This is a genomic window from Streptomyces sp. CA189 (assembly GCF_056428985.1).
Genome location: NZ_JBWJVM010000043.1, coordinates 38,980 through 55,751 on the forward strand (window position 1 = coordinate 38,980; position 16,772 = coordinate 55,751).

The following is a 16,772-nucleotide window of genomic DNA, read 5'->3' on the forward strand; positions in this document are numbered from 1 at the left end:
CGATGGACGGCACCCTCTCCCCCGCCCTGCGCACCAGGCGCCGCAGGTCGGCGCTGCGCACGGCGGCCTTCATGTCGCCCTGGCTGATCGGGTTCGGCGTCTTCTTCGCCTACCCGCTCGTCTCCACCGTCTACTTCTCCTTCACCAAGTACGACGGCTTCCGCCCGCCCGTCTTCAACGGGCTGGACAACTGGACCTACGTCTTCTCCGACCTCCCGATGTTCTGGCCGGCCATGCGCAACACCCTGTGGCTGGTCGTGGTGATGGTCGCCTGCCGGGTCGCCTTCGGCCTCGGCATCGGCCTGCTCATCACCAAGATCAAGCTGGGTACGGGCGTCTTCCGCACCCTGTTCTACCTGCCCTACCTGGCCCCTCCGGTGGCTGCGACCCTGGCCTTCGTCTTCCTGCTCAACCCGGGCACCGGCCCGGTCAACACCCTGCTGGACGCGGTCGGGCTGCCCACGCCCGGCTGGTTCACGGACGCCGCCTGGTCCAAGCCGGCGCTGACCGCGCTCGCCGTGTGGGGGGTCGGCGACCTGATGGTCATCTTCATGGCCGCGCTGCTCGACGTACCGCGCGAGCAGTACGAGGCCGCCGAGCTGGACGGGGCCGGGGCGTTGGCGCGCTTCCGCCACATCACCCTGCCGAACATCTCGCCGATCATCCTGTTCGCGGTGGTCACCGGGGTCATCCAGGCGATGCAGTTCTACACGCAGCCCCTGGTGGCGGGGAAGGTGGCCTCCGGCGTGATCGGCGGCTCGGGCCAGCCGACCGAGCCCGGGTACCCCGACAAGTCCACGCTGACCCTGCCCCAGGTCATCTACAACGTCGGCTTCCAGCGCTTCGACTACGGCACCGCGTGCGTGGTCGCCCTGGTGCTGTTCGCCCTCTCCATGGCCTTCACCGCACTGCTGATGCGCCGGCGCGGCGGCCTGATCCAGGCAGGTGACTGACGGCCATGAGCCAGAACCAGAGCCAGACCCTCACCCGCGGCCCGCGCCGGACCCCGCGTCCGGCCGCGCCACCCGCACCGGATTCCGCGCGGGCGGTGCGCACCGCGCGCCGCCGGGCCGCCCTGCACTGGGTGGCCGTGCACTCCCTCGGCGTCGCGGCGGCGCTCTTCTTCGTCCTCCCCTTCGTGTTCCTCTTCCTGACCTCCGTGATGAGCGACCAGCAGGCGCTGACCCGCGACCTGTGGCCGCGCGACTGGGAGTGGGGCAACTACGCGAAGGTGTGGGACACCCCCGGCTTCCTGACCTGGTGGCGCAACACCCTGCTGTACGCGGGCCTCGGCACCCTGCTGACCGTGGTCTCCTCGGTGCCCGTCGCCTACGCGCTCGCCAAGTTCCGCTTCCGCGGCCGGCGGCTGTCGCTGCTGCTGGTCATCGCCATGATGATGCTGCCGCCCCAGGTGGTCGTCATCCCGATGTACCTCTTCTGGGCCAAGCAGCTGGACCTGTCCGGCACCCTGTGGCCGCTGATCATCCCGATGGCCTTCGGCGACGCCTTCTCCATCTTCCTGCTGCGCCAGTTCCTGCTGACGATCCCCGACGAGTACCTGGACGCGGCGAAGGTCGACGGCTGCGGCGAGCTGCGCACCCTGTTGCGGGTCGTCCTGCCGATGGCGAAGCCCGGGATCGCGGCCGTGGCGCTGTTCCAGTTCTTCTGCGCCTGGAACGACTACTTCGGCCCGCAGATCTACGCCTCCGACAACCCGGCCGCCTGGACCCTCAGTTACGGACTGGAGTCCTTCAAGGGCGCCCACCACACCAATTGGAACCTGACCATGGCAGCGACCGTGCTGGTCATGGCCCCGGTGATCGTCCTCTTCTTCTTCGCCCAGAAGGCGTTCGTCGAAGGCGTCACCCTGACCGGCGTGAAAGGCTAGACATCATGAAACTCGCAGTGGTGGGCGGCGGTTCCACCTACACCCCCGAGCTGATCGACGGGTTCGCCCGACTGCGCGACACCCTGCCCATCAGCGAGCTGGTGCTGATCGACCCGGCCGCCGACCGGCTGGAGCTGATCGGCGGCCTGGCCCGGCGGATCTTCGCCAAGCAGGGACACCCCGGCCTGATCACCACCACCTCCGACCTCGACGCGGGCGTCGCCGGCGCGGACGCGGTCCTGCTGCAACTGCGCATCGGTGGGCAGGCGGCCCGGCTCCAGGACGAGACCTGGCCGCTGGAGTGCGGCTGCGTGGGCCAGGAGACCACCGGCGCCGGCGGCCTCGCCAAGGCGCTGCGCACGGTCCCGGTGGTCCTCGACATCGCCGAGCGGGTCCGGCGCTCCAACCCGGACGCGTGGATCATCGACTTCACCAACCCGGTCGGGATCGTCACCCGCGCCCTGCTCCAGGCCGGGCACAAGGCGGTCGGGCTGTGCAACGTGGCCATCGGCTTCCAGCGCAAGTTCGCCGCGATGCTGGACCTGACCCCGGCCGACATCCACCTCGACCACGTGGGCCTCAACCACCTCACCTGGGAGCTGGGGGTGCGCAAGGGCGGCCCCGAGGGCGAGAACCTGCTGCCGCAGCTCATCGCCCGGCACGGCGACGCCATCGCCGCGGACCTGCACCTGCCGCGCGCGGTGCTGGACCGGCTCGGGGTGGTCCCCTCGTACTACCTGCGCTACTTCTACGCGCACGACGAGGTGGTCCGGGAGCTCGGGACCAAGCCCTCGCGAGCCGCCGAGGTCGCCGCGATGGAGAAGGAACTCCTCGGCCTGTACGGGGATCCCGCGCTGGACGAGAAGCCGGAACTGCTCGCCAAGCGGGGCGGCGCCTTCTACTCGGAGGCCGCGGTGGACCTGGCCGCGGCCCTGCTCGGCGACGGCGGGAGCGCCGGAAGCACCGGAAGTGCCGGAAGCGCCGTGCAGGTGGTCAACACGCTGAACAACGGCACCCTGCCGTTCCTCCCCGACGACGCGGTCGTCGAGGTGCAGGCACGGGTGGACCGCGCCGGGGCCTCGCCGCTGGCCGTGCCCCGGCTGGACCCGCTGTACGCGGGGCTCATCGCCCACGTCACGGCGTACGAGGACCTCGCGCTGGACGCGGCGCTGCGGGGCGGCCGCGAGCGGGTCTTCAAGGCGCTGCTGGCGCACCCGCTGGTGGGCCAGTTCGACCTCGCCGAGGGGCTCACGGACCGGCTCCTGGCGCACAACAAGGAGCACCTGGCATGGGCGTGAGCCGGCCCCCGAAGGCAGCCGTCCTCGCCGTCGACGCGGGCAACAGCAAGACGGACGTGGCGCTGATCGCCGCGGACGGCCGCGTCCTCGGCACCGGTCGCGCGGGCGGCTTCCAGCCCCCGCGCGTCGGGGTCGGGGCGGCGGTGGACGTGCTCGGGCGGGCCGTGGCCGAGGCGGCCGAGGCCGCCGGACTGCCGGGGCCCGCGGCCGGAGCCCCGTACGCGGGTCCGTACGCCGAGCGGGTCTCGGCCTGTCTGGCCAACGCGGACCTCCCGGTGGAGGAGACCCGGCTCGCGGAGGCCATCGGAGCGCGCGGCTGGGGCACGGCCACCGAGGTGCGCAACGACACCTTCGCGATCCTGCGCGCCGGACTCGGCGAGGACGCCGGGGGCCCGCGCGGGGTCGCGGTGGTGTGCGGGGCGGGCATCAACTGCGTGGGCATGCTGCCCGACGGGCGCACGGCCCGGTTCCCGGCGCTCGGGCAGATCTCCGGCGACTGGGGCGGCGGCGGCGGGCTGGCCGCCGAGGCCATGTGGTGGGCGGCCCGCGCCGAGGACGGCCGCGGCGGTCCCACCGCGCTCGCGGCGGCCCTGCCGGGGCACTTCGGGCTGGAGTCCATGTACGCGCTGATCGAGGCGGTGCACCTGGGATCCGTCGAGCCCGTACGGATGCACGAGCTGGTGCCGGTGCTGTTCGCGGTGGCCGCGGCCGGCGATCCGGTCGCCGCCGCCCTCGTCGAGCGGCAGGCCGAGGAGGTCGTGGCACTGGCCTCGGTGGCGCTGGAGCGGCTCGGGCTGCTCGCCGAGGAGGCGCCCGTCCTGCTGGGCGGCAGCGTCCTGGCGGCCCGGCACCCGCAGTTGAACGGCAGGGTGGAGGCCCTGCTGGCCGAACGTGCCCCGCACGCCCGGGTCTCGGTGGTCACGGCTCCGCCGGTCCTGGGCGCCGGCCTGCTGGGTCTGGACGCGCTGGGGGCGGGCCCCGAGGCCTACGGGAAGCTGCGTGCCCATTTCGGTTGAACCGGGGCCGCGGCGGAACCATCGCGTCCCGTGAGGCGTATTGACGGTGAAGGGCCGGAGCGGCACCGGGGACGGATCGGGGCGGATCGTGTCTGATCCCGGACCGGGTGCTGTGGACGACCGCCACTAAGGCCATACTGCTGCGAAGCACGAAGGACCGAGGGGGAGGTCAGGGTGGCCATCACATCACGCGCGCCCGCGCCCGGCGGCGTCTCGGCGCCCTCCGGGCCGCCGGCGCCGCCGCCCGACGCGCTGCCCCGGCGGGGCACCGCCTGGGCCGAGGGCGTGGAGCGGCTGCGCGCGGCGGCCACCACCGAGCCCGGCCGGCTGCGGATCATCGGCGCGGCCCTGGCCGCGCTGGTCCTGCTGTTCGGCGCGGTGGCCGTCTGGGAGATCTCCGGCCGGGTGTCCGCGGCCGACGACGTCGTGGGCCGCAGCCAGCCGCTGAGCGCCGACGCGGCGAGCATCTACCGCTCCCTCGCGGACGCCGACACCGCCTCCTCCAGCGGTTTCCTCGCGGGCGGCGACGAGCCCCGCGAGGTCCGCAGCCGGTACGAGAAGGACATCGCCAACGCGTCCCGGCTGCTGGTCAACGCGGCCGCCAGCACCACGGCCGGCGAGGACTCCCGCAAGCAGATCACCCTGCTGAGCGAGCTGCTCCCCCGCTACACCGGCCTGATCGAGCAGGCCCGCGCCACCAACAAGCAGGGCCTGCCGCTCGGCGGCGCCTACCTCCGGTACGCGAACGAGCAGATGAGCACCCAGCTCCTGCCCGCCGCGCAGCGGCTCTACGAGGCGGAGACCGGCCGCCTCTACACGGACTACGACGACGCCCGCGCGCTGCCCCTGGCCTCGTTCGGGGCGGGCCTGCTCGCACTCGCGGCCCTGGTCTGGGCCCAGCGGCGCAACTACCGGCGTACGAACCGCGTCTTCAACCACGGGCTCGCCGCCGCGACCGCCGCCTCGCTGGTGCTGCTGCTGTGGCTGGCCGCAGGCCACACGGTCGCCAGGTCGGGGCTGAGCGAGGCCCGCACGGACGGGCAGGAGTCCCTCAAGGTGCTCAACGACGCGCGGATCGCCTCGCTCCAGGCGCGGGCCAGCGAGAACCTGACGCTGATCTCGCGCGGCGCCGTACTGGCCGAGGACAAGAAGTCGGACAAGTACGACGTGGACTTCTCGAACGACATGAAGGACCTGGACGCGGGCCTGGCGACGGCGGCGAAACTGGCCGACGACGCGGCGGGCCGCGGGCCCGTGGCCGGCGCCGCGGCCGGCGTGAAGCGGTGGAAGGAACTGCACGCGGCGGCCCGGCAGACGGACTTGACGGGCGACTACCAGGGCGCCGTCGGGCAGGTCATCGGGGACAAGGACCACAAGGAGCCCACGGGGTCCGCCTTCGACACGGTGGACGCCTCGCTGGAACGGGCGGTGGCCCACGAACAGCGTGAGTTCACCCGGGCGGCGCGGGACGGGCTCGGGGCGCTCGACGGTTTGGTGACAGGCACGGGGGCCCTGGCGGTCGTCGGCGCGGTGGCCGCCCTGCTCGGCATCGGGCGCAGGCTTTCGGAGTACAGGTGAGAGCGATGCCGGGACGGGTGAAGCGCACGGACAAGGGATACGTGGGTTCCGGGGGGTCCGGCGGGGCCGGGGGCACCGTGGTCCACGCGGCGGCCGCCGAGGGCGCGGCCGAGGGCACCGCGGAGGTCCAAGAGCCACGCGGCCTGCGGCGGCTGACGGGCCGGCTGCGCGGCTGGGGCGGGGTCGGGGCGATGGCCGCGGCCTGCGCGCTGACGGCGGCGGCCGTGCTGCTGCCCCTGGCCCAGGCCGCCCCGGGCGGCTCGGGACCGTCCTCCCTGGTGCGCGAGCCGGCCAGGATGGCCGTCGCTCCGCAGACGCCCGGGGACACCTGTGAGAACCCGGAGGCGAGCCTGCGCCCCAACGGGCTGGACGGCTCCGCCATCCAGCGGATCCGCGCCGCGGGCCACCTCGTCGCGGGCGTGGACCAGAACAGCTTCAAATGGGGCTACCGCAACCCGGCCGGGGAACTCGACGGCTTCGACATCGCCCTGGTCAAGGCCATAGCGAAGGACATTTTCGGCGAGGACGGCAAGGTCATCTACCGGGCCGTCCCCACCAGCCAGCGCATCCCCGCGCTCAAGGACGGCACCGTCGACATCGTCGTGCGCACGATGACGGTCAACTGCAAGCGGCTGGAGGACGTCGCCTTCTCGACGGCGTACTTCGAGGCCGGGCAGCAGGTCCTGGCCCCCAAGGGCTCGGCGATCACCGGCTACGACGCCTCGCTGAAGGGCCGCCGCATCTGCACGGCGGCCGGCTCCACGGCGGAGGCGGAACTGACCGCCCAGTCCTACGGCGCCGTTCCGGTCAGCGTGCCCAACCAGCTCGACTGCCTGGTCCGGCTGCAGCTGGGCGAGGTGGACGGCATCATCACCGACAACGCCCTCGCCGCCGGCCAGGCGGCGCAGGACCCCTCGATCAGCCTCGTCGGCTCCCCGTTCACCAAGGAGTTCTACGGGGTGGCCATGAACAAGGACGCCGGCGACCTGGTGCGCCGGGTCAACAAGGTGCTGGAGGACTACCGCGCGGGCGGTGACAACAGCCCCTGGATGACGGCCTACAAGGCCCATCTGGAGCCCGTGCTGCCCGGCGTGGGCGGCCCGCCCGCTCCCAAGTACCGGGACTGAGGCCGGTGGCGGATTCTGAGCCCGATGTCACGAGACCGGAGGCGGGATCGGTGGAGGCACATCCTTTGGGGGCCCAGCCTTTGGGGGCCCAGGCTTGGGGAGCCCAGTCTTCGGTGGGACAGCCGGCTGTGATGGACCGGGACGGTGTGGACCGGGCGCTGGCCCGGCTGGGCGCGGAGCACGAGGCGATCGAGACCTCGCTGCTCGCGCTCCAGGACCACTCCGGCCGACGGCTCCTGGAGGGCGCCGGGCTGACCGGGGTCACCAAGGAGCGGTGGGCCGGGGCCGACGCGTCCATCACCCGGCTGTGGCGGTACTTCGACGCCTACAGCGGGGCGCTGGGCGCCGCCCGGGCGATCCGCGAGCGGCGCCGCTGGCCGAGCCGCGAGGACCTCGTCGAGCTGACCGACCGGCTGCGCGGTCCGGGGGTGCTCATCTCCGGCGCCGCGGTGGAGGGGGCCCCGCTCGCGGAGCGGTTCTCGCTCGCCGAGCTGGTGGGCCGCATGAACGAGCTGTACGCGAGCTCCCTGGACGTGGTGGTCGCCGCGGACTCCGTCTGGTCGGCGCTGCCCGCCCGGATCGACCTCCTCTCCGCCGAACTGCACCGCACCCGCGCCCTCGCCCACTCGGTGGGCGTCCGGCCGGGGGAACACCCCTCGGGGGACGACCTGGAGGCCATCACGGCCGAGCTGGCGGACCTGCGGGCCCGGGTGATCGAGGACCCGCTGGCGTTCTGGTTCGCGGTGGCCGGGAGCTCCGCGCCGGGCGGCGGCCGTCCGGACACCGGGCGGTACGACCGGGCCGCGCTCGCGCTGGAGGACGTACGCCGGGAGGTCGAGGCGGTGCTGGACGTCCGGCAGGACGCCGAGCAGCGGCTGATCGCGCTGCGGGACGTGCTCTCGCGGGCCGACCGGACCCTGGCGGAGGCCCGGGTGGCCCGGGGCGAGGTGCTGGCGAAGATCGCGGCGTCCGAGGTGCCCGCGGTGAGCGGCCCGCCGACGGCATTGCAGGAGCAGCTCTCGGCGGCGGCGGAGTACCGGCGCCGGGCCCAGTGGCACCGGTTGTCCCCGCTGCTGGAGTCGCTGGAGGAGCGGGCCGAGGAGGAACTGCGACGGGCCCGCGAATCGTTGACCGCGGTGACGGCGCCGCTGGCGGTACGGGCGGAGCTGCGCGGGCGGCTCGACGCCTACAGGGCGAAGGTGGCCCGGCTGGGCATGGCGGAGGATCCGCTGCTGATGGAGCGGTACGACACCGCCCGGCGGATGCTGTGGAGCGCGCCCTGCGACCTGCGGGCCGCCGATCAGGCGGTGCTGCGCTACCAGTGGGCGGCCGCCGAGGCGCTGCCGGCGCAGCAGGACCAGCAGGGGCACCAACCGGTGCGTGAGCGGCCCGACGGGCCGAGGGAGGGGGACGCGTGAGTCTGATCGGAACGGCGTGCATGCGCCCCGGCTGCCCGGGGACGTACGAGGACATGGGCGGCGGCGAGGTCTACTGCGACACCTGCGGGCTGGCGCCGGCCGGCGCCGTCGCGGCGGGCGCCGAGGAGCTGGTGTCGGTGCCGACGGCGATGACGAGCGCGGCCCGCCACGGCGACTCTCAGGGGCGCGGATCCCAGGGCTCGCACGGGTCCGGGCGGTCCGCTTCCACTTCCTCGTCCTCCTCCTCGCGGGCTTCGCGGTCGTCCCGGTCGTCTTCGTCGCGGCGCTCCGTGTCGGGCCGGCTCTCGCGCGCCCTCACGGGGGCCGCGTCCACCCGGTCGGTGTCGGTGCGCAGTTCGGGTTCGGCCGCCTCGGGGTCGGGCCGCAGCCGGCTGGGAGCCGGGCTGGTCAACGTACCGGAGGTGCCTCGTCCGGATCCCTCGGCGGCGGTGCTGGAGAATCCCGAGGTCCCGGAGCGCAAGCGGTTCTGCTCGCGCTCCGACTGCGGGGCGCCCGTGGGGCGGGCCCGCGGGGAGCGGCCGGGACGGACGGAAGGTTTCTGTACCAAGTGCGGGCACCCGTACTCCTTCGTGCCGAAGCTGCGTGCGGGCGACCTCGTCCACGGCCAGTACGAGGTCGCGGGCTGCCTCGCGCACGGCGGGCTGGGCTGGGTCTACCTCGCGGTGGACCGGGCCGTGTCGGACCGGTGGGTGGTGCTCAAGGGCCTGCTGGACACCGGGGACCAGGACGCGATGGCGGCCGCGATCTCGGAGCGGCGCTTCCTCGCGGAGATCGAGCACTCCAACATCGTGCGGATCTACAACTTCGTCGAGCACCTGGACCAGCGGACCGGTTCGCTGGACGGGTACATCGTCATGGAGTACGTGGGCGGCAAATCGCTCAAGGAGATCGCCAACGAGCGGCGCCGGCCGGACGGCCGCCGCGACCCGCTGCCGGTGGAGCAGGCGTGCGCGTACGGCATCGAGGCGCTGGAGGCGCTCGGCCACCTGCACACCAGGAACCTGCTGTACTGCGACTTCAAGGTCGACAACGCCATCCAGCAGGCCGACCAGCTGAAGCTGATCGACATGGGCGCGGTCCGGCGGATGGACGACGAGGAGTCGGCCATCTACGGCACCGTCGGCTACCAGGCGCCGGAGGTCGCGGAGGTCGGCCCGTCGGTCGCCTCCGACCTGTACACGGTGGCGCGCACGCTGGCCGTGCTGACCTTCGACTTCCAGGGCTACACGAACGTCTTCGTGGACTCGCTGCCGGACCCGGAGCACATCGAGGTGTTCGGGCGGTACGAGTCCTTCTACCGGCTGCTGGTACGGGCCACCGACCCGGATCCGGGACGGCGGTTCGCGTCCGCGCAGGAGATGGCGGACCAGCTGACGGGGGTGCTGCGGGAGGTCGTCGCGCTCCAGACCGGCCTGCCGAGGCCGCAGGTCTCCACCCTGTTCGGGCCCGAGCTGCGGGTGCCGGACGACCGGCTGTTCACCGACGACCAGTCGGGCGCGCACGTGTCCCGGCTGGGCGAGCGGCCCGTGAAGCGGTGGCGGGCGGGCCGGAGTCCGGCTCCGGCCGTGGTGCCGGCCGCCGTGCCGGCCCCGGAACCGGCTCCGTATCCGGCCGCCGCCGTGGCGGCGGGGGCTCCCGCCGCTCCTCCGGCGGCTTCGCCGATCACGGGGTACGGCACGACCGGGCTGGTCACCACGGCGACGCACCGGGCCGCCGGTCCCGGCGTGCCGGCCCCGCGCCGGGCCCCGGCGGCCGCGCCGCTGCCGCCCGTCGGGATCACCGCCGCGCGGCGGCCGGAGCTGTCCACCCTGGACACCCGTGAGGCCGCGCTGGCACTGCCCGTGCCGCTGGTCGACGCCGGGGACCCCAACGCCGGTTTCCTGGCGGGCCTGCTGGCCTCCGCGCCGGCCGACCTGCTGGCCGCGCTGGGCTCGGCGCCGGCCGAATCCGCGGAGCTGCGGCTGCGGGAGCTGCGGGCCCGGCTCGAACTGGGCGGGGCCGACGCGCCGCTCGTCGCCGACGCGCTGACCCGGCTGGAGGCGCGGCACCCCGACGACTGGCGCGTGGTGTGGGCCCGGGGCATCGCCTCGCTGGCCGCCGGGGAGGACGAGACGGCGGCCCTGTCCTTCGACGCCGTCTACGACGCCTTCCCGGGCGAGCCGGCGCCGAAGCTGGCGCTGGGGCTGTGCGCGGAGGTGCTGGGTCAGTTGGACAACGCCGCCGAGTACTACCGGCTGGTGTGGGCCACGGATCCGGGGTTCGTCGGGGCGGCGTTCGGGCTGGCCCGGGTGCAGCTGGCCGCCGGGGACCGGGCCGGAGCCGTGCGCACGCTGGAGTCAGTGCCGGAGGCCTCCATCCACCACACCGCCGCGCGGGTGGCGGCCGTTCGGGCACGCCTGCGCGACCGGTCTGCCCAGGAGGCGCTGCTGCCCGATCTGGCGGCGGCCGCGGCGCAGGTGGAGGCGCTGGGGAGGTTCGGCCTGGACTCGGTGCGCCACGAGCGGCTCAGGGCGGAAGTTCTGGGCTCGGCTCTGGACTGGGTACTGTCGGGCAGCCGGGGTTCCGACCCCGGCCGTACCTCGCTGCTCGGCTGCCAACTGGACGAGCGGGGGCTGCGCTTCGGCCTGGAGCGCTCGTTCCGCGTGCTGGCACGGCTGGCGCAGCGGGGCGAGGAGAGGATCGAACTGGTGGAGCGGGCAAACCGTTTCCGTCCCCGGACGTGGGTGTGATTGATGTCGATGCATCGGCTGTCGGGCTGCCCCAGCTGCGCGGAACCGCTGGAGGAGGGTGATCGTTTCTGCGGCCTCTGCGGCTACGCCCTCACCGCCTCCGCCGCCACGGAACCCCGAGCCCCGGAAGGGCCGGCGGCCCCCGTGACCCCGGCCGCCGGATCCGCCACGGCCGCGGCGGCTCACGCGGGTACCACCGGCCGGACCGCCCCGGCGGGCGGCAGCCCGGCCGGGACCCCCGCCACGCGCGGGCGCCCGTCGCCCGACGAAGCCCCCGCGCCCCGGCACTCCGGCGGCTACGCCGAACCGGCGGCCCCCGGGTACGCCGGCGAGGCCGCGCCCGGCTGGGGCAGCGTCTCCACCGCCGCCCCCACCCTGGTGTCGGGCCCGGGCGGCTGGTCCGACCCCCAGGGCACGCCTCCGGCCCCCGAGATCCCGTACACCGCACCCCCGCAGGGCGGCCGGCACCCCGCGGACACCACGCCCTACGGCGCGAGCGCGCAGGGCCCGGGTCCCGCCGGCCACGGCACGCCGGACCCCGAAGAGCACGCCGCCCGCTACGACCACCACGCCCCGCAGGGGCAGCACTCCGGCGGCGAAGCCCCGTACGGCGATCCCGCCCCGCAAGGACAACCCGGCGGCGAGACCCCGTACGGCGCCGCCCCCGGCGGGCACGACCCCTCCCAGCACGCCACCGGCCCCCAGGGACCCGGCCCGGGGCACGAAGCCCCGTACGGCGGCGGCCACGCCCCGCAGGGCCACGCCCCCGAGGGTGAGGACCCGTACGGCAGCCCCGCCCCGCAGGGTGACGCCGGGGGGAAGACCTGTGTGGCCTGCCGGGCCGGGCGGGTGGACACCGACGGGTACTGCGAGCACTGCGGCCACGCGCAGCCGCGGGAGCGGGACCACCTCGAAGAGGAGCTCGGGAGCGTTGCCGCCGTCAGCGACCGCGGGCTGCGCCACCACCGCAACGAGGACTCCTTCGCCGTGGCGGCCACCGCGCTGCCCGACGGCTCCGCCGCCACCGTGGCCATCGTCTGCGACGGCGTCTCCTCCGCCAGCCGCCCCGACGAGGCCTCCGCGGCGGCCGCCGGAGCCGCCAACGAGGCGCTGCTCGACGCCCTCCCCCGCGGCGCCCACCCCCAGGAGGCCATGCACGAGGCGATCCTGGCCGCCGCCGCCGCGGTGAACGCCCTCGCCCCCGAGGTGCCCGGCGCCCAGAACGCCCCCGCCTGCACCCTGGTCGGCGCCGTGGTCAGCAGCGGCCTGCTGACCATCGGCTGGGTCGGCGACAGCCGTGCGTACTGGGTACCCGACGACCGCGCCGCCCTGCCCCGCCGGCTCACCGAGGACGACTCGTGGGCCGCCCAGATGGTCGCGGCGGGCCTGATGGGCGAGGCCGAGGCCTACGCCGACGCCCGCGCGCACGCCATCACCGGCTGGCTCGGGGCCGACGCGTACGACCTGGAACCGCACACCGCCACCTTCAAGCCCGACCACGACGGCGTGGTCGTGGTCTGCACCGACGGGCTGTGGAACTACGCCGAGTCCGCGCGCGATCTGGCGCAGGTGCTCCCGTACGACGCCGCCGTCCGGCCCCTGCACAGTGCACAGGTCCTGGTGGGGCACGCCCTCGACGGCGGCGGGCACGACAACGTCACCGTGGCCGTCGTCCCCTTCGCCGCGACCCTGCCGACCGCCCAGACCCCGCCGCCCCCGCCCGCAGGCCCGGAAGGCCCCACCGGCCCTACAGGCTCCGCAGGCCCGCAGGCCCAGGCCTGATCCCCGTCCCCGAGGAGTACCGACCGATGGCGAACTTCGCCAAGCCGAGCGCCCCGCGCTTCAGCGTCGAGGTGTACCAGAACGAGTTCCTCGCCGAGGGCGCCCGCGACGTCCACGCCATCGTCACGGTCACCTCCACCGGTGGAGCCACGGCGACCCGGACGGCCGTCGCCCCGGGCGGCGCCGCCGTGGTGATCATGGTCGACTGCTCCGGCTCGATGGAGTACCCGCCCGACAAAATGCGCGGCGCCCGCGAGGCGACGGCCGCCGCCGTCGACACCCTCCGCGACGGCACCGCCTTCGCCGTGATCGCCGGTACCCACGTGGCCAAGGAGGTGTACCCCGGCCAGGGCCGCCTCGCCGTCGCCGACCCGGCCACCCGCGCCCAGGCCAAGGAGGCCCTGCGCGGCCTGTCCTCCGGCGGCGGCACCGCCATCGGCACCTGGCTGCGCCTCGCCGACGGCCTGCTGCGCGGGTCCACCGCGGCCATCCGGCACGGGATCCTGCTCACCGACGGCCGCAACGAGCACGAGGACCCGGCCGTGCTCCGCGCCACGCTCGACGTCTGCGCGGGCCGTTTCACCTGCGACGCCCGCGGCGTGGGAACCGACTGGGAGGTCAAGGAGGTCACCGGCATCGCGAGCGCGCTGCTCGGCACGGCCGACATCGTGGCCGATCCGGCCCGGCTGACCGAGGACTTCACGCACATGATGGAGAAGGTCATGGGCAAGGAGGTGGCGGATGTCTCACTGCGCCTGTGGACCCCGGTGGGCGCGGAGGTCCTGTACGTCAAGCAGGTCGCTCCCGCCGTGCAGGACCTGACCGGCCGCCGCACCGAGGCGTCCCCGCGCGCCGGGGACTATCCGACGGGTTCCTGGGGCGACGAGTCCCGCGAGTACCACGTGTGCGTACGGGTCCCCGGCGCCTCCGTCGGCCAGGAGATGCTCGCCGCCCGCGCCGCCCTCGTCATGCCCGGAGCGCCCGGTGAGGCCCCGGCGGTTCTCGCCCAGGGCCTGGTCCGCGCCGTCTGGACGGACGATCTCGCCGCGTCCACCGCCATCAACCCGCAGGTGGCCCACTACACCGGGCAGGCGGAGCTCGCGCAGGCCATCCAGCAGGGTCTGGAGGCGCGCAAACTGGGGGACGTGGGCGGCGCCACGGCCAAGCTCGGCAGGGCCGTGCAGCTGGCGAGCTCCTCGGGCAACGCCGACACCGCCAAGCTGCTCGCGAAGGTGGTGGATGTCGTCGACGCGGCGGCGGGTACTGTGCGGTTGAAGGCAAAGGTCGCCGACGCGGACGAGATGACACTAGAAACGCGTTCCACTCAAACCGTTCGAGTGCGAAAATCTTGACGTAAAGCTTGACGCTCTGATCAGACGCGGATCAGACGCGAAGAAGAAGAACCTGCCTCGTTGACGCAGGAAGAAGGAGGAAGCGCCGCGATGCCGACCTGCCCGAACGGGCACCAGTCCGCCTCCGACGACTGGTGCGAGGTCTGCGGCCACCGCATGGCCACCCCCACGGGCACCCCCGGGGCGCCCTCCTACGGCTACGGCTACCCTCCCACCGGCGAGCCGACCGCACAGGCCGAGCTCTGCCCGCAGTGCCGGACTCCGCGCGAGGCCATGGCCCCGTACTGCGAGGAGTGCCGGTACAACTTCCTGACGCGCACGGCGACCTCGTACACGCCGCTCTCCCCGGACCTGCCCCAACCGCCCCCGCCGCCGGGCATGCCCGCGGCTCCGCCGGCGTACTCCCAGGACCACTTCGACTACCAGGGCTCGCGGCCGTCCCGGGTCAACCGCCCGGCCGAGCCGTTGCAGCGCGAGGACGACTGGATGCTGCCGCCTCCGGCGAGCCAGGACTACCAGCAGCCCCCGTACCAGCAGCAGCCTCCGCCGCCCCCTCAGCAGCACCAGCAGCCGCACCAGCAGCCGCAGGCGCAGCAGTCCCCGCCGCCGCCGTACCAGCAGCAGCCCTCCCGGACCGGGCAGTACCAGCCGCCCCAGGCGCCCCCGCAGCACCAGCAGCATCAGGCGCCCCAGCCGTACCAGCAGCCGCCCTACCAGCCCCAGGGCGGCGGGTCCTGGACCGCGACCATCGGTCCGGACCGCACGTACTTCATGGCGATGATGCAGCGCAGCGGCCCCGAGGCCGCCGGGCTCGACCTGCCCGCGTACTCCCCGGAGCAGCACCTCCCGCTCGCCGGCGGCCAGATCACCATCGGCCGCCGCCGCGCCTCGACGGGCGAGTCCCCGGACATCGACCTGTCGGTGCCCCCGGAGGACCCGGGGGTCTCGCACCAGCACGCGGTGCTCGTCCAGCAGCCCGACGGAAGCTGGGCCGTGGTGGACCAGAACTCCACCAACGGCACCACGATCAACGGCGGCGAGGACTCGATCCAGCCCTACGTGCCGGTTCCGCTCGCCGACGGGGACCGCGTCCACGTCGGCGCCTGGACCACGATCACCGTCCGGCGCGGCTGACCCCGCGCGGCCGCGGGTCCCGAACGCGGCGCAGCCGAACACGACGAAGCCCTCCGGTGACACCGGAGGGCTTCGTCGTGTCGGGGATGCCGGGGATGCTCAGCCGCCGACCAGCGGGTCCCGCGCGTTCCGCCGGCGCCGCACGCTCACCACCGCGGCGGCGACCAGCAGCAGGACGAGCAGACCGGCAAGGGCGACCGGGGGCAGCGTCCCCGGCATGGCACCGAAGTACAGGAACGGCAGCCCCGCGAGCAGGACGGCCGGCGCGGTGCGCAGCCGGGCGAAGGCCGCCCGTCCGGCCAGCAGCAGTCCGGCGGCCACCGGTACGACGAAGCGCAGCTGGGTGAACGGGTACACCAGCGGGACCATCAGCACCGCACCCGCCAGCACCAGCGTCCACGCCGTCACGGCGGCCGCCCCGGCCCGGGTACGGATCCGCGGAGCCGGCCTCAGGTCCGGCGGGCACGCCACCGCCACCAGGGCCAGGGCCAGGGTCGGGCCCAGGACGAGCACCGGCCCGGTGGAGAGCGCCGAGGTCCCGAGGGCGCTGATGCCCATCCGGACCGTGGTGGCGGCCAGCTCCACGGCCACTCCCGCCAGCACCGTCCAGCTGCCCGCCGACCAGCGGCCGGACAGGGCGAGGAACACGCCGACCAGCATGAGGAGGTATCCGGCCATCAGCGCCGTGAAACCCGGGCCGACCTGGTCCAGTCCCCCGTAGACGAGGGCGTGGCGCATCAGTCCGACCCAGCCCGACGCGCACGCCGCGACGGCGGTCAGGGCGAACGGCGCCAGCGCCGCCAGGAGGCGGCCGGGCCGTCCCGCGGAGCCCAGGCCGAGCCGCATGCGCAGGGCGTGTCCGGCCACGTCGGCGCCTTCTCGTACGCGGGCGGGCATCGCCGCCCCGCGCGTGGCCTCCCGGTACGCGTCGGCGATCTCGTCGCCGAACTCCCGCCGGTAGGCGACGGGGTACAGCCTCAGCAGCGTGGTCACGAGCCCACCACCGCACCGCCGGCGCGGAAGGAAGCGCGGAAGGAGGCTCGGAAGGAAGCGCCGTAGGAGGCGCCGTAGGAGGCGCCGAAGGAGGTCTCCGCCCCGCCGAGACCCAGCCGCCGGGTCGCCTCCTGCGCGGTGCGCGCGAGCCGGGCCGCCTCGGCGGCCAGGGTCTCCCGTCCGCGGGGGGCGAGCGCGTAGCTGCGCCGCCTGCGTCCGTCGACCACCTCTTCCTCGTGGACGGCGATGAGTTCTTGTTCCAGGAGCCGCTCCAGGGCTCCGTAGAGCGTTCCGGTGCGCATCTTGGTGCGGCCTTCCGAAATCTTCTCGACCTCCTGGGCGATCGCGTAACCGTGCCGCGGGGCATCGGCGATCGCCGTGAGGATCAGCAGGGTCGGCTCGCGGAGAGCTTGATCATTCACATCCCGACCATAGC

General features: G+C 74.3%; 13 protein-coding genes. 11 read left to right on the forward strand and 2 right to left on the reverse strand.

Annotated elements, in window-relative coordinates:
* Positions 1 to 2 precede the first annotated feature (2 nt).
* The 11 genes from AC061S_RS27410 (at position 3) to AC061S_RS27460 (ending at position 15,343) form a co-directional block, all read left to right on the forward strand.
* Positions 3 to 953, forward strand: a complete 951-nt coding sequence (locus AC061S_RS27410) for a carbohydrate ABC transporter permease (RefSeq protein ID WP_478688552.1) — start codon at positions 3 to 5, stop codon at positions 951 to 953.
* Between the two features lie 5 nt (positions 954 to 958).
* The gene (locus AC061S_RS27415) at positions 959 to 1,888 is read left to right on the forward strand and encodes a carbohydrate ABC transporter permease (RefSeq protein WP_478688553.1); all 930 of its coding nucleotides are present in this window, start codon (positions 959 to 961) and stop codon (positions 1,886 to 1,888) included.
* Between the two features lie 5 nt (positions 1,889 to 1,893).
* Entirely contained in the window at positions 1,894 to 3,186 is a 1,293-nt protein-coding gene (locus AC061S_RS27420) for a 6-phospho-beta-glucosidase (protein ID WP_478688554.1), read from the forward strand.
* Positions 3,177 to 4,202, forward strand: a complete 1,026-nt coding sequence (locus AC061S_RS27425; protein WP_478688555.1) for an N-acetylglucosamine kinase — start codon at positions 3,177 to 3,179, stop codon at positions 4,200 to 4,202. Before AC061S_RS27420 ends, AC061S_RS27425 begins: the two co-directional genes overlap by 10 nt.
* A gap of 174 nt (positions 4,203 to 4,376) precedes the next feature.
* A complete protein-coding gene (locus AC061S_RS27430) occupies positions 4,377 to 5,780 on the forward strand; it encodes a hypothetical protein (RefSeq protein ID WP_478688556.1) in 1,404 nt (467 codons plus the stop codon).
* Between the two features lie 191 nt (positions 5,781 to 5,971).
* Entirely contained in the window at positions 5,972 to 6,907 is a 936-nt protein-coding gene (locus tag AC061S_RS27435) for a glutamate ABC transporter substrate-binding protein (RefSeq protein ID WP_478688580.1), read from the forward strand.
* Between the two features lie 131 nt (positions 6,908 to 7,038).
* On the forward strand, positions 7,039 to 8,325 hold the full coding sequence (locus AC061S_RS27440; protein ID WP_478688581.1) for a hypothetical protein: 1,287 nt from the start codon (positions 7,039 to 7,041) through the stop codon (positions 8,323 to 8,325).
* Between the two features lie 5 nt (positions 8,326 to 8,330).
* Entirely contained in the window at positions 8,331 to 11,075 is a 2,745-nt protein-coding gene (locus AC061S_RS27445) for a serine/threonine-protein kinase (protein ID WP_478688582.1), read from the forward strand.
* Between the two features lie 3 nt (positions 11,076 to 11,078).
* On the forward strand, positions 11,079 to 12,857 hold the full coding sequence (locus AC061S_RS27450) for a PP2C family protein-serine/threonine phosphatase (protein WP_478688557.1): 1,779 nt from the start codon (positions 11,079 to 11,081) through the stop codon (positions 12,855 to 12,857).
* Between the two features lie 26 nt (positions 12,858 to 12,883).
* Positions 12,884 to 14,209, forward strand: coding sequence for a vWA domain-containing protein (locus tag AC061S_RS27455; RefSeq protein ID WP_478688558.1), 1,326 nt, complete (start codon positions 12,884 to 12,886; stop codon positions 14,207 to 14,209).
* Positions 14,210 to 14,299: 90 nt separating this feature from the next.
* A complete protein-coding gene (locus AC061S_RS27460) occupies positions 14,300 to 15,343 on the forward strand; it encodes an FHA domain-containing protein (protein WP_478688559.1) in 1,044 nt (347 codons plus the stop codon).
* A 99-nt stretch (positions 15,344 to 15,442) separates the two neighbouring features.
* Here AC061S_RS27460 and AC061S_RS27465 read toward each other — a convergent pair whose 3' ends face one another.
* Together AC061S_RS27465 and AC061S_RS27470 are read right to left on the reverse strand one after the other, a co-directional pair.
* Entirely contained in the window at positions 15,443 to 16,336 is an 894-nt protein-coding gene (locus AC061S_RS27465; protein ID WP_478688560.1) for a hypothetical protein, read from the reverse strand.
* Positions 16,333 to 16,758, reverse strand: coding sequence for a PadR family transcriptional regulator (locus AC061S_RS27470; protein WP_478688561.1), 426 nt, complete (start codon positions 16,756 to 16,758; stop codon positions 16,333 to 16,335). The genes AC061S_RS27465 and AC061S_RS27470 overlap by 4 nt, the downstream gene beginning before the upstream one ends.
* Positions 16,759 to 16,772: the final 14 nt, after the last annotated feature.

Excerpts from the sequence above, each read along its gene's own strand:
- AC061S_RS27425 (WP_478688555.1), top strand. The coding sequence starts at position 3,177 with ATGGGCGTGAGCCGGCCCCCGAAGGCAGCCGTCCTCGCCGTCGACGCG.
- AC061S_RS27455 (WP_478688558.1), top strand. The coding sequence starts at position 12,884 with ATGGCGAACTTCGCCAAGCCGAGCGCCCCGCGCTTCAGCGTCGAGGTG.
- AC061S_RS27440 (WP_478688581.1), top strand. The coding sequence starts at position 7,039 with ATGGACCGGGACGGTGTGGACCGGGCGCTGGCCCGGCTGGGCGCGGAG.
- AC061S_RS27415 (WP_478688553.1), top strand. The coding sequence starts at position 959 with ATGAGCCAGAACCAGAGCCAGACCCTCACCCGCGGCCCGCGCCGGACC.
- AC061S_RS27435 (WP_478688580.1), top strand. The coding sequence starts at position 5,972 with ATGGCCGCGGCCTGCGCGCTGACGGCGGCGGCCGTGCTGCTGCCCCTG.
- AC061S_RS27460 (WP_478688559.1), top strand. The coding sequence starts at position 14,300 with ATGCCGACCTGCCCGAACGGGCACCAGTCCGCCTCCGACGACTGGTGC.
- AC061S_RS27420 (WP_478688554.1), top strand. The coding sequence starts at position 1,894 with ATGAAACTCGCAGTGGTGGGCGGCGGTTCCACCTACACCCCCGAGCTG.
- AC061S_RS27410 (WP_478688552.1), top strand. The coding sequence starts at position 3 with ATGGACGGCACCCTCTCCCCCGCCCTGCGCACCAGGCGCCGCAGGTCG.
- AC061S_RS27450 (WP_478688557.1), top strand. The coding sequence starts at position 11,079 with ATGTCGATGCATCGGCTGTCGGGCTGCCCCAGCTGCGCGGAACCGCTG.